13 protein-coding genes and 1 riboswitch are annotated in these 15,638 nt (G+C 53.7%); of the genes, 9 read left to right on the forward strand and 4 right to left on the reverse strand.

The window, feature by feature from the left end:
* Positions 1 to 15 precede the first annotated feature (15 nt).
* The 4 genes from OES20_11465 to OES20_11480 all read left to right on the forward strand — a co-directional run bounded on the left by OES20_11465 (position 16) and on the right by OES20_11480 (position 4,872).
* A complete protein-coding gene (locus tag OES20_11465) occupies positions 16 to 1,380 on the forward strand; it encodes a dihydrolipoyllysine-residue acetyltransferase (GenBank protein ID MDH3635313.1) in 1,365 nt (454 codons plus the stop codon).
* Positions 1,381 to 1,382: 2 nt separating this feature from the next.
* Positions 1,383 to 3,137 (forward strand): dihydrolipoyl dehydrogenase, encoded by a 1,755-nt coding sequence (gene lpdA, locus OES20_11470; protein MDH3635314.1) that lies wholly within the window; start codon positions 1,383 to 1,385, stop codon positions 3,135 to 3,137.
* Between the two features lie 42 nt (positions 3,138 to 3,179).
* Complete coding sequence (locus tag OES20_11475) at positions 3,180 to 3,953, forward strand: alpha/beta fold hydrolase (GenBank protein MDH3635315.1); 774 nt, start codon at positions 3,180 to 3,182, stop codon at positions 3,951 to 3,953.
* 61 nt (positions 3,954 to 4,014) lie between these two features.
* Positions 4,015 to 4,872, forward strand: coding sequence for an OmpA family protein (locus tag OES20_11480; protein ID MDH3635316.1), 858 nt, complete (start codon positions 4,015 to 4,017; stop codon positions 4,870 to 4,872).
* Positions 4,873 to 4,881: 9 nt separating this feature from the next.
* On the opposite strand, the gene OES20_11485 is transcribed toward OES20_11480, so the two are convergent.
* Complete coding sequence (locus tag OES20_11485; protein ID MDH3635317.1) at positions 4,882 to 5,457, reverse strand: cob(I)yrinic acid a,c-diamide adenosyltransferase; 576 nt, start codon at positions 5,455 to 5,457, stop codon at positions 4,882 to 4,884.
* Positions 5,457 to 7,418, reverse strand: a complete 1,962-nt coding sequence (locus OES20_11490) for a TonB-dependent receptor (GenBank protein MDH3635318.1) — start codon at positions 7,416 to 7,418, stop codon at positions 5,457 to 5,459. The genes OES20_11485 and OES20_11490 overlap by 1 nt, the downstream gene beginning before the upstream one ends.
* A gap of 92 nt (positions 7,419 to 7,510) precedes the next feature.
* Positions 7,511 to 7,645, reverse strand: a riboswitch (cobalamin riboswitch).
* A 131-nt stretch (positions 7,646 to 7,776) separates the two neighbouring features.
* On the opposite strand from OES20_11490, the gene OES20_11495 reads away from it, so the two are divergent.
* Positions 7,777 to 8,622: a serine/threonine protein kinase gene (locus OES20_11495; GenBank protein MDH3635319.1), complete on the forward strand. Its 846-nt coding sequence runs from the start codon at positions 7,777 to 7,779 to the stop codon at positions 8,620 to 8,622.
* Positions 8,623 to 8,628: 6 nt separating this feature from the next.
* Here OES20_11495 and OES20_11500 read toward each other — a convergent pair whose 3' ends face one another.
* The gene (locus tag OES20_11500; GenBank protein MDH3635320.1) at positions 8,629 to 9,543 is read right to left on the reverse strand and encodes a DMT family transporter; all 915 of its coding nucleotides are present in this window, start codon (positions 9,541 to 9,543) and stop codon (positions 8,629 to 8,631) included.
* A gap of 215 nt (positions 9,544 to 9,758) precedes the next feature.
* Between OES20_11500 and carA the strand changes: the two genes are divergently transcribed.
* The 3 genes from carA to greA are packed head-to-tail and all read left to right on the forward strand — an operon-like array spanning position 9,759 to position 14,603.
* Positions 9,759 to 10,904, forward strand: coding sequence for a glutamine-hydrolyzing carbamoyl-phosphate synthase small subunit (carA, locus tag OES20_11505; protein MDH3635321.1), 1,146 nt, complete (start codon positions 9,759 to 9,761; stop codon positions 10,902 to 10,904).
* A complete protein-coding gene (carB, locus tag OES20_11510; protein ID MDH3635322.1) occupies positions 10,904 to 14,122 on the forward strand; it encodes a carbamoyl-phosphate synthase large subunit in 3,219 nt (1,072 codons plus the stop codon). Before carA ends, carB begins: the two co-directional genes overlap by 1 nt.
* A gap of 4 nt (positions 14,123 to 14,126) precedes the next feature.
* The gene (gene greA / locus OES20_11515) at positions 14,127 to 14,603 is read left to right on the forward strand and encodes a transcription elongation factor GreA (protein ID MDH3635323.1); all 477 of its coding nucleotides are present in this window, start codon (positions 14,127 to 14,129) and stop codon (positions 14,601 to 14,603) included.
* A 2-nt stretch (positions 14,604 to 14,605) separates the two neighbouring features.
* On the opposite strand, the gene OES20_11520 is transcribed toward greA, so the two are convergent.
* Positions 14,606 to 14,914, reverse strand: a complete 309-nt coding sequence (locus OES20_11520) for a YhbY family RNA-binding protein (protein ID MDH3635324.1) — start codon at positions 14,912 to 14,914, stop codon at positions 14,606 to 14,608.
* Positions 14,915 to 14,970: 56 nt separating this feature from the next.
* Here OES20_11520 and rlmE point away from each other — a divergent pair, with 56 nt between their 5' ends.
* Positions 14,971 to 15,588: a 23S rRNA (uridine(2552)-2'-O)-methyltransferase RlmE gene (gene rlmE, locus OES20_11525; GenBank protein MDH3635325.1), complete on the forward strand. Its 618-nt coding sequence runs from the start codon at positions 14,971 to 14,973 to the stop codon at positions 15,586 to 15,588.
* Positions 15,589 to 15,638: the final 50 nt, after the last annotated feature.

Genomic DNA, 15,638 nt, shown 5'->3' on the forward strand with positions numbered 1-15,638 from the left:
AGCAGGAGCATTCAAGTGGCAGAGAATAAAACGATAACGCTTCCCGACGTCGGTGACTTTCAGGATATCGAGATTATAGAAATACTCGTTGCCGCTGGAGACGAAGTCGAAGCCGAACAGTCAATCATCGTACTGGAATCAGACAAGGCGACAATGGAGATACCGACTCCTTACGATGGCACCATCGAATCGATACTGGTTAGCGTCGGAGACCGACTTAACGAGGGCGATAAAATTGCAACACTGAGCGCGAGTGATGGTGCCACAGAAGCGCAAGCAGCTGAGAGTGCACCAGCGTCGGTCAAGGATTCAGCACCGGCTACAGCAGCTGTGCCGGATTCCGCGCCCGTGCCGGAGGTTCGTGACGCCGCGCCGTCGACGCCCGACCCCAGTTTCGCAAAAGCCGAAGCCAGCCCCGGAAAAACGATGCGACCACACCCGGGAACGGGAGTCGACCAGGCAGATAGCTCGCGCAACACGATGATACATGCCAGTCCGTCAATTCGCAGGTACGCGCGTGAACTGGGAGTTAACCTGGAACAGGTCATTGCCAGCGGTGCCAAGGGCCGTATCGTCAAGGCCGACGTCAAGGCTTTCGTTAAATCAGCCATGACCGGTAGTGCTGCTCCGGGCGCAACCGGCATCAGTGTCGGCAGCATCCCCGAAGTCGATCATTCCAAGTTTGGTGAAATCGAGACGGTTGCGCTGAGCCGGATCCAGAAGATCTCGGGCGCACATCTGCATCGCAGCTGGGTTAACGTCCCCCACGTTACCCAGTTCGATGACGCTGATATCACCGAGCTCGAAGCCTTCCGCAAGTCACTCGCGAAAGAGGCGGAAAAGAAATCCGTGCGCCTGACGCCACTGGTCTTTTTAATGAAAGCAGTGGTCAGCGCACTACAGGAGTTTCCGACCTTTAATGCGTCGCTCGATGCACGTGGTGAAAACCTGATACTGAAAAAATATTTTCATATCGGTATTGCTGTAGATACACCCAGTGGCCTCGTGGTTCCGGTGGTCCGCGATGTCGACCAGAAAGGCCTGTTTGAACTGGCCGCTGAGCTCGGAGAAGTGTCGCTACGCGCGCGCGACGGTAAATTGTCGCCGACGGATATGCAGGGGGGCTGTTTCACGATCTCGAGCCTGGGCGGAATCGGTGGAACTTATTTTACGCCCATCGTCAATGCGCCCGAAGTCGCCATACTCGGCGTTTCGCGATCAAAAATGCAACCGGTTTACCTTGACGGCGAGTTTGAGCCGCGTCTAATCTTGCCGCTTGGCCTGTCTTATGATCATCGGGTTATCGATGGCGCCCAGGCAGCGCGTTTTACCACTTTCCTGAGCCAGGTGATCTCGGACATCAGAAGGATACTTTTATAATCATGAGCGAAAAAGAGCTATTACTGCCGGATATCGGTGATTTTGAAAACGTCGAAGTTATCGAGATGCACGTTGCGGTGGGGGACACGGTCAAGATTGAAGATCCCCTGCTAACCCTCGAATCGGACAAGGCGACGATGGATATCCCGTCTCCTTTTGCCGGGACCATAAAACAGTTGAACGTCGCGGTCGGGGATAAAATTTCCGAGGGCGGTAAACTCGGCCTGATTGAAACCTCTGCCGCGGCTTCCGGGTCGAAGCTTGATGCAAAGTCGGCGAAATCAGAAGCGGCCAAGCAACCGCCCGCGAAGGCCGAAAAGGCGGCACCTGCCGCGCCAGGTAATGCCGATATCGATGCGGAATTGGTTGTTCTGGGCGCCGGCCCGGGCGGCTATACCGCGGCTTTTCGCGCTGCCGACCTGGGCAAAAAAGTCGTTTTAATCGAGCGTTACGAATCGCTCGGTGGCGTGTGTTTGAATGTTGGCTGTATTCCGTCGAAGGCACTCTTACATACGGCACAAATCATTAACGAAGCCGACCACATGAAGGCTAACGGGGTCACTTTCGGTAAGCCCAAGATCGATCTGCCCGGAATTAACCAATTTAAAAGCAAGGTAGTCGGGAAGCTCACGGGTGGCCTGTCGGGTCTTGCCAGGCAACGCAAGGTAACGGTAGTGCATGGCGTCGCGGAATTTATTGACAAGAACAATATTCAGGTTGATAAAAATGGCGCAGTAACCCGTATCAAATTCGAACACTGCATTATTGCTGCGGGATCGCAGCCGACCGAGATACCGCCGTTCCCAAATGACGATCCGCGCCTGATGGATTCTACCGACGCCCTTGAATTAAACGATGTTCCAAAAAAACTGTTGATTGTCGGTGGTGGCATAATCGGACTGGAAATGGCGACTGTCTACCATGCCTTGGGTTCAGAAATTACGGTCGTAGAATTCATGGATACTCTGATTCCTGGATGTGACAAGGACCTGCTGCGAGGTTTAACCAAGATTATATCGAAACGTTACAAGGCAATTCTTCTCAACACCAAGGTTTCCGCGATCAAGGCGCAGAAGAACGGCCTCAAAGTAAGTTTCGAAGGTGACAAGGCGCCTGCACCGGCTCTATTCAACAAGGTGCTGGTAGCGGTAGGTCGTCGTCCCAACGGCAATAAAATCGGGGCCGACAAGGCGGGTGTTAATGTCGACGAAGCGGGTTTTATTGCAGTGGACAAGCAGATGCGAACCAACGTCCCCAATATATTTGCGATTGGCGATATCGTCGGCAATCCCATGTTGGCGCACAAGGCGACGCATGAAGGCAAGGTTGCAGCGGAAGTAATCGCCGGTATGAAGTCCTATTTCGAGCCGTTGACGATTCCTTCCGTGGCCTACACCGATCCCGAGGTTGCCTGGATGGGATTGAGTGAAGCTGACGCCAAGGCGCAGGGTATCGAGTATGAAAAAGGGGCTTTTCCGTGGGCCGCAAGCGGTCGTTCGCTGGGTATCGACCGGGACGAAGGCATGACAAAAGTAATATTTGACAAGGAAAGTAAACGCATTCTCGGGGCTGGTATCGTGGGTCCAAACGCGGGTGAGTTGATTGCCGAGACTGTGCTGGCCCTGGAGATGGGTGCCGATGCCGAGGATATCGGCCTGACGATCCATCCGCACCCGACGCTATCTGAAACTTTCAATTTTGCGGCAGAAATGGCCGAAGGCACCATTACCGACCTCTATATACCGCGCAAGAAATAGTCCCGATTCACTGACCGTAATTCTTCACGGAGCGGCAGCAAAATGGCGGAACTTCACTTCACCTCGAACGGCAGCGGTCAACCATTAGTTGTTCTGCATGGCTTGTTTGGCTCTGGCAAGAACTGGCAAACGCACGCGCGCCAGTTCGCCAGTCGCTACCGGGTTGTAACCATTGATCTGCGCAACCATGGCGACTCCTTCCATGCCGATGAAATGAACTACCCGGTGATGGCCAACGATGTTGAGGCGTTGTTGCGTCAGCTAGATATCGACAAATGTTACATTCTGGGCCATAGCATGGGCGGTAAGGTTGCGATGGCCCTGGCCTTGCAGAACACGGATCTTTTTGCGGCCATGATTGTCGCCGACATAGCCCCGGTCGCTTATTTCCACCACTACGACGACCTGATTGATCCGATTCTGGCACTGCGTCTGGATCGACTGGAATCGCGCGCCGAGGCCGATCAGTTGCTTCGTCAAAATATTCCCGAAGACCAGCTGCGTGCATTTTTATTGCAGAATTTGATCCGTGAATCCAGTGGTTGGCGCTGGCGAGTCAACTGGCAGGTTATCCAGCGAGACATTGAATGGCTGACCGGGTTCATCGATTTACCGGCAGATGAAGTCATCGAGGTACCGACCTTATTTCTGCGTGGCGAAAAGTCGGACTATATTGGTGACGCCGAAATCGAGGTCATCAATCGGATATTCAGCAAGCCGTCGATTACTACCATCGAGGATGCGGGTCACTGGCTGCACGCCGAAAATCCGGATGCTTTTAGCAGTGCGGTGCTCGATTTTCTGCAACTCAACTAGTATTCAAGAATAAGCGCGCCGCGCCGATACATCGACTAGTTTCGAAACTGACTGGTTGCCGATGGCCCTTAGATTAATTGCGCTTTTCATTCTCCTGCCGGGCCTTTGTGCACCGGCACAGGCGCTCGAGCGTCGCTACCAGGCCTCGATGGATGTTTCCCAATGGACCCTGAGTCAGAATAGCGCGATCGGTTGCCGGATTGAGCACCAGATTCCGCGTTTTGGACGTGCTGTTTTTACCCAGGAAGCGGGTCGAGGATTGAAACTCGAGCTCGATACCTCGCATCGGTTCGCGAAAGGCATTAATGTCGAGCTGCGTTCGGAGGCTAACGCCTGGAATGCCAGTGGTACCCGTGCTGTTCTGGCTCGCTTCGAGACCAGTGGTCGAAAAGGGCTGTTCAAAATTCCCTCTACCATCGCCGAGCAAGCCTACTTCGAATTGCGCAAAGGGTACCAGCCCGGATTTCTTTTCTACGATGACCAGCCGATGATTGCGTCGCTGTCGAGCGTCAGATTCGGTGAAGTCGAGACCGAGTTTAACCAGTGTGTCGCGCGGCTATACCGGCATAACTTCAACGACGTGCGCGTCAGCAGCATTCATTTCGAGCCCGATAACGAGTTTGCCAGTATCCGCGAAGAAGAATCCGCTTTTGTCAATATGCTGGACTACCTGAAGGTTGATAGCGCGATTTCTGAAATCGTCGTGACCGGTCATACCGACAATACGGGGTTGGCCTGTTATAACGATGGGCTGTCCGAACGTCGCGCCTGGTATGTGTACGATTTACTGATTGCTCGCGGTATAGATTCGAAGCTTCTGCGTGTGGACTACGTCGGTGAACAAAACCCTGCGCGTAATGGCAGTAACAAGAAATCGCTGGCTGCAAACCGGCGTGTTACTGTCGAGCTGCGTCGCTAGCAGACTCCGCTACTCGGTTTTTTCTCCACGATTCAAGCGCGAGTATTTCGAGTTCCAGTAGACTTCGCCGCTACCATCGCTATGCGCCTGAGCCCTGCTGATAATAAAAAGCAGGTCCGATAAACGATTGATATAGCGACAGGTGATCGGGTTAATTTCTTTCTGGTCATTTAAACCCACCAGCGCCCGTTCGACGCGTCGGCACACGGTTCTCGCTAGATGCAGGCAGGCGATCGCCTGTGAACCACCCGGTAAAATAAACTCTTTTAGCTCGCTCAGCTCGGCATTGAATTCATCGGCACTGGTTTCGAGACCCGCGACATAGTCATCTGTTATTAGCTGTTTGCCGGGCTGGCACAGTTCGGCCCCGATATCGAACAGGTCATGCTGCACGGCGAACAGCACCTGCTGTGCTGGCCCATCATCGAGCAGGCTCAGTGCAAGACCAATACAGGCATTGAGTTCATCGACCTCGCCCATGCAATGCACGCGGGGATCGTTTTTCGCGAGCCTACTGCCATCCGCCAGCCCGGTCGTCCCCTGATCCCCGGTGCGGGTATATACTTTTGTCAGTCTATTACCCATTATTCAAAGCGATAGCCTGCGGTTAACGTGAAATTACGCTCTGGACTGGGCTGATAAACAGGCCCAAGACCGTTGTTGGTAACAAAGTCTGCATACTCCTCATCCGCCAGGTTGTTGATCCTGAAGTTTACATCCCATGCCTTGTATTGGTAAGCAATACCCGCATTGTATACTGTGTTCGAACCGATTTTGCCAAACTCGTTGGCATTATCGCCCTGTGCGTACCTCGGGGAGCTGTATTGGTATTCAAGGTAAGTCGTGAAGTAATCGTTTATACGATAATCACCGCGTAGTTTGGCAATCGCATCCGAAACACCCGAGATGTCCTTGCCGTCAAAAGTGCCGGAACCGAATTCGGCATCTACTATCCCGATCTCTGTCCTGAGATCTAACGATGCGCTGAGCTGACTGAATAACGACAGGGTCAGGCCATTACGCCGGGTGTCTTCGAGATTGACGTTTTCTCCAAACATACCTGCATTAGGATCAAATTCGATTTCGTCTTCCAGGTCGAGCCGATAAATCGAAGCGATCAACTGGTGAACGCCACGGGTAATTTCTACGCCGATTTCGTAGGATTCGCCGGTCTGGGTGTCGAGGATTTCATCAGGTGTTGCCAGGGCTAGCTCGTTAACCTTGGCAAAGCGAAAATTTTGATCCAGGCGAGCCGTAATCCGGGTTCGCGGGTCGACGAATAAGGCGAGCCCCAGTTCGGCTACGGTGATGTCGTCATCATACTCACCTCCATCTGGAAAAGCGGTACCATCGATAAAGTCGTTTTCTACATCGGTGTGTCGCATTCCAAAAGTCAGCTGTGTCATTTCGGTAAGCTGGGGATTGATCTGAAAATACAGACTCTTGCTTTCCTGTTCATTACTGGAGGCTGTTTCTCCCGGGAAGCCAAAAAATACAAAAGGTATTTCAAGCTCATAATCTACCTCTTCAAGGTCGATGCCGATCACGTAGGGAATTTCGATTCCGTTGAAAAAAATGCCGGAAAGCTTTGGATTGATACTGTTGTTTTCCCGGTCATCGAAGCCAGCCATCTGGCTCGGATTGTCACGGAAACTCTGAAAAATATCGGCATCGGTGTTGCGCTGCGTTGCATCGATGCTAAAGCGATGTGCACCCAGGTCGCGTGCGTATCCGAGTCTGAAAACACTGATGTCTTCGTTGCGAAAATCGTTGCTAAATGCAGAATTTATCTGCGTCGGATCGTCTTCAAACTCGTCTTCAAATAATGCCCCGGGTAACTCCAGATCATTGTCGATTTGCTGTAACTCGATAAAAAAACTGTTCTCTTCCTTGCCGTATTCCAAAACGCCGCTGAAACTGGTGTTATCTTCCTTGTTGTGGTCGCGGTAATTATCGGCTTCGAAGGTGCCGGCGGACAGGCGATAACCCAGCGTAGGCGAGAGGCGTCGTGAAGAGCTGAAATCGATGCCACGGTAGTCGAAGCTACCAACGCGAGTACTGACCTGGTGAAAATTGTCATCCGGCTTTTTGGTAATGATGTTGATGACTCCGCCGACTGCCTGATCGCCATACAGGCTACCGGCACTGCCGACCATCACTTCAATACGTTCGATATCCCTTGGAAGAATATGGTGCAAATCTGGTGAAGCAGTATCGCTATAATTGAGACGACGCCCGTTTACGAGAATCAGGGTATTTGCATTCGCGGTTGACGAAAATCCGCGCACGCTGACGTTAATCTGGCTGCCACTACCGAACAGATCGTCTACCTGTACTCCCGGAATACCGCGTAATACCTCGCTGGTAGTCGACACCCCACTAGACTTGATCTGTTCGGAGGTAAGCACGTAAACCGTGGCGCTGGAATTGTTTTGTACCTGCTCGGTTCGGGTTGGAGTGATGACGATGGGCCCGAGATCGGCGGGACTGCCGAGCGGCAGTGCAAGCAGGCAAGCACCGGCTATAATAATACGATTGGATTTCATGTGGTTCTCGCTGAAATAGGGAGACACACACAGTTGGCGAGAAGTTGGTCCAACGCGACAGGCTGTGAGAATTACCACCCGTAATTCTGGTCTTGTTTATTTCACTTTCAGGCCGGTCTCCGGACTTGGAAGCGGAAAAACTTCCTTTACCGTTGCGGGGGCAGTACTCGATTTTCGCGAGTTTCCCGATTCTCGTGTTTCCACGCACCTGAAAACGTGGCGCAATGATTATGAAAGTAACCAGGTTTGTCCAGTCGGTTTTGATAATTTGTCGCAACCAGGCAAGGTTTGCGTCGGTTCCGGTTCTATCGCATGATCTAATTTCTACATCACAATCGTTGGTAAGTCGGTACAGAAAGTGAATTCTCAATTCCCGCCAATCGGTAATTACCGCCTGCTGAAGAAAATCGCCACGGGTTCGACTGCGTTAGTGTACGAAGCTATCGATCTTAGCAGTCAAAATCGTGTTGCCCTGAAGGTCATGCGAATTCGCAAGGACGAGAAAATTGAGCGGGATCGCATCGATCACTGGCTGCACGAGGCAGTTATCGTATCGCAACTCGATCACGAGAATATCGTCAAGATCTACGATGCCGAAAAAATGGGCGATGGTGCCTTTATCGCGATGGATTACATTTCGGGTTACTCGATGTCCCTGCGCTTGCGCAAACGTGAATACCTGACGGTAGGGGAGTGCATTCGCATCTCGAAGGCGATGTTGAGGGCGTTATCGGTGGCACATGAGCATGGGGTGATACATGGCGACATCAAGCCGGCCAATATCATGTATGACACCGAGCATGATACCTATATCCTGACGGATTTTGGCGCCGCATATAGCGAGCATCGGGCGCACCTGACCGGAAATTTGATAATCGGAACCCCGGCCTATATGTCACCCGAGCAGCTGAAGGGTAAGAAACTGGACGGGCGCTCGGATCTTTATTCGTTGGCGGTGACGCTTTATCATTTGCTCACGGGTTACCAGCCATTTTCCGGTAGCTCGTTACCCGAACTAAAGCGCGACATCCTTGCGGGAGAACCCGATCTCAATCACTTGACCCTGCCGGTCGGGATCATCGAGGTCCTGATCAAGGCCTTGCAGAAAAAGCCGTATATGCGTTTCGCCGATGCCCAGCAAATGCTAGTCTCGGTCGAATTCTGTGAACAGCAGTTGCTTGAACGAATGCAGCAGCACGGTTGAAGGCCGCTACTCGGTAATGACCGGTGTCGCATCGACGCGTTTCTTACGTTCGCGCCAGGCGATCAGCAAGCCTCCTGCGACAATCAGGAATACGCCGGGAATGAGCTTTTCGAAGGGCGCCTCGTCGAAGAATATCCATCCCAGCACAAACGCGAACGGGATGCCGAAGTACTCGTAGGGCGACAGGTTAGCAGGCCGGGTGAGGCGGTAGGCATTGATTAAAGACAATACCGCAAATCCGCCCACGAATCCCATTGTCAGCAGCAATAACCAGTCCTCGGTGGTCTCTACACCGAGATAACCGGTGGTTGCGAACAGGATTGCCAGTGCCCCGAGCAGTGCACCCGCGGACGCGTACATGTTGATCAATGCGGTCGGGACATGGTCATCAAAAAGCTTAACGCAGACGGTGGACAACGAGTATCCCAGCGAAGCGACTATTGGTAACAGGCTGTACGGGGTAAATACCTCGGTGCCCGGCGCCATGATCATCAACACACCGACAAAGCCGACAGCAACTGCCATCCAGCGCCACAAGCCCACGTCGTGCCTCAGAATCGGGATCGATAACATGGTTATCAGAACCGGGCTGATGTAGGTCAGGGTCGTAGCCGTGGCCAGCTCCATCTTGGTGATCGACAGGTAAAAACAGAATTGAGCAACTGCAATGCAGAGCCCACGGACCAGGCCAAGCCGCCACTGACGGATTTTCAACAGCCTGCCCCTGGAGTGCCACTCGCGCGACAGGAACAGGACCAGCATGCTCGGGATCAGTCCGAAAATGTTGCGAAAGGTTGCCAGCTGCTGCACCGGGTAGCGTTCCCCCAAAAACTTGATAATGACGCCCTGCAGGTCGAATAACAGGATTGCGAGCAGGATGTAAGCGACAGCTCGCGCAAAGTGATTTGAGCTCGGGAGCATCAGCAGTTCTCAATTTACCGCAAAGGAAGGTTTTGAAGTGCCGTAATTTAACAAAATTTAATCCAGCCGTAGACTCATATCTGCATTAAGCATACAATTTGCGTTCAAGAAGATGCTGCACCCGCGGTATTAATGCATGGTGAATTCTTAGATGGGACGAACCTCTGGTTCATCCCATTTTTGCGCGCGCGCATTTTTTTGAGACTGGAGATTTTGTGCACAAACCCGCAATACTAGCCTTAGAGGATGGAACCATCTTTAAGGGCAGGTCGATCGGCGCTGATGGAACATCAGCCGGTGAAGTGGTATTCAACACCGCGATGACTGGATATCAGGAAATTTTGACCGATCCCTCCTATTGCCAGCAACTCATAACCCTGACTTATCCCCATATCGGTAATACCGGTGTCAATGACGAAGATGAAGAAGCGTCCCGGATTCATGCGAGCGGCCTGATCATTCGCGACCTGCCGTTGCTGGCAAGTAACTGGCGCAGCCAGCACAGCCTGCAGGATTACCTCGAATCCCGCGAAGTCATCGCTATATCCGATATTGATACCCGCAAATTGACGCGACTGCTGCGCGACAAGGGTGCCCAGTCGGGTGCGATTATGGCCGGCGACCGGGTAACCGAGGCCGCGGCGGTCGAAGCGGCCCGGGCCTTCGGCGGTCTCGCGGGTTGTGATCTGGCCAAGGTGGTCACGACTGCGGAAACTTACACCTGGACCCAATCGACCTGGTCCATCGGTGCCGGGTATGGCGAGAATCCCGATACGCCTTACCACGTGGTTGCCTACGATTACGGGATCAAGAAAAATATCCTGTGCATGCTCGCGAGTCGGGGTGCACGCGTTACCGTCGTCGCGGCCAAAACCCCGGCCGACGAGGTACTGGCAATGCAGCCTGACGGGGTATTCCTGTCGAACGGGCCGGGAGATCCGGAACCCTGTGACTATGCCATCGAGGCCATCGACCGGATTTTACAGGCCGACCTGCCGGTGTTTGGTATCTGCCTGGGTCATCAATTGCTCGCGCTGGCGAGCGGTGCCAGAACAGTCAAGATGAAGTTCGGGCATCACGGGGCGAACCACCCGGTGCAGGACCTGGCGACCGGCGTGGTGATGATCACCAGTCAAAACCATGGTTTCGCGGTTGATGAAACCAGTCTGCCTAAGTGCCTAAAGGCGACGCATCGATCCCTGTTTGATGGCAGCCTGCAGGCGGTAGAGCGAACCGACAAACCGGCATTCAGCTTCCAGGGGCATCCCGAGGCAAGTCCCGGGCCGCACGATGTAGCACCGATGTTCGATCGCTTCTTAGATTTGATTGTCGCGCATAAAACCGGCGCAGGGGTGAGCTGATGCCACGGCGTCAAGACATCGAGTCGGTCATGATCATCGGCGCCGGACCGATCGTCATCGGCCAGGCCTGCGAGTTTGACTACTCGGGGGCGCAGGCCTGCAAGGCGCTCAAGGAAGAGGGTTTTCGCGTCATCCTGATCAATTCGAATCCTGCGACGATCATGACCGATCCGAACTCTGCCGACGCTGTCTATATCGAGCCGATTAACTGGCATGCGGTTGAGAAAATTATTGCCAGGGAGCGTCCCGATGCCCTGTTGCCGACCATGGGTGGTCAGACCGCGCTCAATTGCGCACTCGACCTGGTGCGCGAGGGGGTATTGCAAAAGTACGGTGTGCAAATGATTGGCGCCACGCGCGAAGCGATCGATATGGCAGAAGACCGCGAGCAGTTTCGCAAGGCCATGACCGAAATCGGGCTCAAGACCCCCAAGGCGTTTATTGCACACAGCCTCGAAGAGGCCTGGCAGGGTCAGTCCCAGATCGGGTTCCCGGTCATTATCAGACCGTCTTTCACGATGGGCGGCAGCGGTGGCGGAATCGCGTATAACCGCGAGGAATTTGAAGACATAATACGGCGCGGACTGGATCTTTCACCGACCAGCGAGGTGTTGATAGAGGCATCGGTGCTTGGCTGGAAGGAATTCGAGATGGAGGTAGTGCGCGATAAAAATGACAATTGCATCATTATCTGCTCGATCGAGAATCTCGACCCGATGGGCGTGCACACCGGTGATTCGATAACCGTGGCACCGGCGCAAACCCTGACCGACAAGGAATACCAGATCATGCGCAACGCGTCACTCGCGGTATTGCGCAAGATCGGGGTTGAAACCGGCGGCTCCAACGTGCAGTTCGCGATCAATCCCGAAAACGGCGAAATGATTATCATCGAGATGAATCCCCGGGTGTCGCGTTCGTCGGCTCTGGCTTCCAAGGCCACTGGGTTCCCGATTGCCAAGATTGCGGCCAAGCTCGCGGTTGGCTATACGCTGGACGAGCTTCAGAATGATATAACCGGCGGTGCAACCCCGGCCTCGTTTGAGCCCAGTATCGACTACGTGGTCACCAAGATTCCGCGGTTTACCTTTGAAAAATTCCCGCAGGCCGATAACCGGCTGTCGACCCAGATGAAATCGGTTGGCGAGGTCATGGCGATTGGTCGTAATTTCCAGGAGTCCTTTCAGAAAGCGTTGCGGGGACTGGAAACGGGCGTGCATGGTCTCGACGAGATCGTCGATCAGCAACAGGACCCGGATGAACTCGAGGATTTGTATCGCACCGAACTGCGCCTGCCGGGCGCGCGTCGAATCTGGTATGTCGCGGATGCTTTTCGTTCCGGATACAGTCTCGAGCAGGTATTCGAGCATACCGCGATTGATCCCTGGTTCCTGGTGCAAATTGAAGAACTGGTGCAAATCGAAAAAGATCTCGACGGACGTAGCACGGAAGATTTGAGTGCTTACGAAATCCGCAGGCTTAAACGCAAGGGTTTCTCGGACCGGCGCCTGGCGACTTTATTGAAGACCGATGAGACGAGTTTTGCAGCGCAGCGCAGGGCACTGGATATCAGGCCAGTTTACAAGCGAGTCGACACCTGTGCCGCCGAGTTTGCATCAAGCACGGCCTACCTCTATTCGAGTTACGATGAAGAGTGCGAGGCAGAACCGAGCGATCGTGAAAAGATCGTCGTGCTTGGGGGCGGGCCGAATCGAATCGGGCAGGGCATCGAGTTCGATTACTGTTGCGTGCACGCGGCGCTGGCAATGCGCGAGGATGGCTACGAAACCATCATGATCAACTGTAATCCGGAAACCGTATCAACCGACTACGACACCTCGGATCGGCTTTACTTTGAGCCCTTGACCTACGAGGATGTGCTCGAAATTATTGATCTGGAAAAACCGACGGGCGTTATCGTCCAGTTCGGTGGGCAGACGCCGCTGAACCTGGCGCGCTCGCTGGAGGCGGCCGGGGTGCCGATTATCGGTACCACCCCCGATTCAATTGACCTTGCCGAGGATCGTGAGCGTTTCCAGAAAATGATCCAGGACCTCGGGTTGTTGCAGCCTCCTAACCGCATCGCTTTCGATGTCGAGTCGGCCGCACAGCTGGCTGATAAGGTCGGCTTTCCGCTGGTGGTACGTCCTTCCTACGTTCTCGGTGGCAGGGCGATGGAGATTGTCTACGACCAGGACGATCTGGCGCGATACATGCAGGAGGCTGTTAAAGTCAACCGCGATTCACCGGTGCTGCTGGATCGCTTTCTCGATGAGGCGGTTGAAGTCGATGTCGATGCGATTTGCGATGGTGAAAACATACTGATCGGCGGACTGATGGAGCACATCGAACAGGCCGGCGTGCACTCGGGTGATTCAGCCTGCTCGCTGCCACCCTATACGCTTTCCGATGAAATCCAGCAGCGTCTGTGCGAACAGGTCGGCGCCATGGCGCGAGCACTCAACGTGGTCGGACTGATGAATACGCAGTTTGCGATCAAGGATGACGAGGTTTATATCCTCGAGGTTAATCCCCGTGCTTCGCGCACGGTGCCGTTCGTATCGAAAGCGACCGGCATCCCGCTTGCCAAGGTAGCGGCGCGTTGCATGGTCGGACAGAGCCTGGAGCAACAGGGTAAAACCGTGCAGGTGGTACCGGATTTTGTATCGGTCAAGGAGTCGGTATTTCCGTTCACCAAGTTTCAGGGGGTTGATCCCATCCTCGGCCCGGAAATGAAATCAACGGGTGAGGTCATGGGTATCGGGCGCAGTTTCGCCGAAGCCTTTGCCAAGGCAATGATCGCATCGGGCGGCAAAGTACCTAGCCCGGGTACCGCGTTCCTGAGCGTGCGCGAAACCGATAAGAAAGCGATCGTGGAACTAGCGCAAGAGCTGCATAACCAGGGATTTAACCTGGTTGCAACCGGTGGCACCGCGAAGGTTATTCGCGCGGGTGGGATCGCGTGTCAACACGTCAACAAGGTCAAGGAAGGACGTCCGCATATCGTCGACATGATCAAGAATGACGAAATCGTGTTGATCGTCAACACCACCGAGGGTCGCGCGGCGATTGCGGATTCCTATACGATTCGTCGGGAAGCACTCATGCATTCGGTGTGTTATACGACTACCATGGCAGGGGGCAGGGCTACTAGCATTGCGATGTCGCATCGAGAAATACAAGAAGTATACTGCTTACAATCTTTACACCAGGTGTAAATTAATGAATCAAATTCCGCTAACCGCTGCCGGTGCAGAGAGGCTTAAACTGGAGCTCAGGGAACTGAAGTCCGTCAAGCGACCGGCCGTGATCGAGGCGATTGCGACCGCCAGGGAGCATGGTGACCTCAAGGAAAATGCCGAGTATCACGCCGCGCGTGAGGAGCAGAGTTTTACCGAGGGGCGTATCGCCGAGCTGGAAGCAGCACTGTCAAACGCGCAGATCATCGATATCACAACACTGAAACAGACGGGTCGCGTGGTGTTCGGATGTAGCGTAACCCTGGTCGATGCGGAAACAGAGTCCGAAGTTGCTTACCAGATCGTGGGTGATATCGAGGCCGATATAAATGAAAACCGAATCGCCATCAGCTCGCCGATAGCGCGCGCATTGATTGGCAAGGAAGAGGGCGATGACGTGGTTGTCGAGGCGCCTGCCGGCACCCGGGAATATGTCATTACCGGTGTGGAGTACAAGTAGTATCAGCTGCCAAGCAGTGGAGCAAAGCGATCGGTTTCTTTATTGCGTCGATAAATGACGATGACATTGCCGATGTGTTCAACCAGCTGTGCCTGGTGTCGTTCGCAAAGCGACTGGCTGAGTCCACGTTTCCCCGCCTTGTCGAACGCCGGGATGCGCAATTTTATCAGTTCGTGGTGAGTCAGGGCGACTTCCAGTTCCTGGTGCAGATTCTCGCTCAGGCCTTTTTGCCCAATGATTACGACCGGTTTTAACTTTAGCCGATGGCCCTCCGTGCGCAGGCGCTTGATTTGTCCCCTGGTTAATTCCATGATGCCACTGACTCCGAGCCCGAAGGCGCGCATGGTATCACAGCAACAGGCAGGTTATGTCCCGATCGAAATCGAGTAAACGCTGGTTACAGGAACATCATCGCGATGCCTACGTGCTGAAAGCACGCGAGCAGGGATATCGTTCGCGTGCAGTATTCAAGCTTGAACAGATTCAGCAAAAAGATCATGTCCTGAAACGCGGGCAGTTTGTGCTCGATCTTGGTGCGGCGCCGGGTGGCTGGAGTGAGTACGCGAGCCGTATCGTAAGTGACGAGGGCAGGATCATAGCGCTCGATTTATTGCCGATAGAGCCCATTGCCGGGGTTGAAGTAATACAGGGAGATTTCACATTACAGGAGACGCTGGATCGATTGCTGGCGTTAACTGGTGGGCGTCAATTTGATCTTGTATTATCGGATATGGCCCCCAACTTAAGCGGTATGGAGTCTGTAGACCAGCCGAAATCGATCCACCTGGCTGAACTGGCATTTGACCTGGCACGTGAATGGTTAAGCCCTGACGGTATTTTCGTCAGTAAACTGTTCCAGGGCGCTGGATTTGATGATCTAGTAGCGCGGTTACGCGCGACGTTTGAATCAGTCAAGCTGCGTAAGCCCGATTCGTCGCGGTCGCGATCGAATGAAATTTATGCCGTTTGTCATGGTCTTAGGTAGGTCGGCGCAGGGAAAATGCGCTAGAATCTGTTAGTAATAGCAGTAATAAT

It is taken from the genome of Gammaproteobacteria bacterium (genome assembly GCA_029862005.1).
GTDB lineage: Bacteria > Pseudomonadota > Gammaproteobacteria.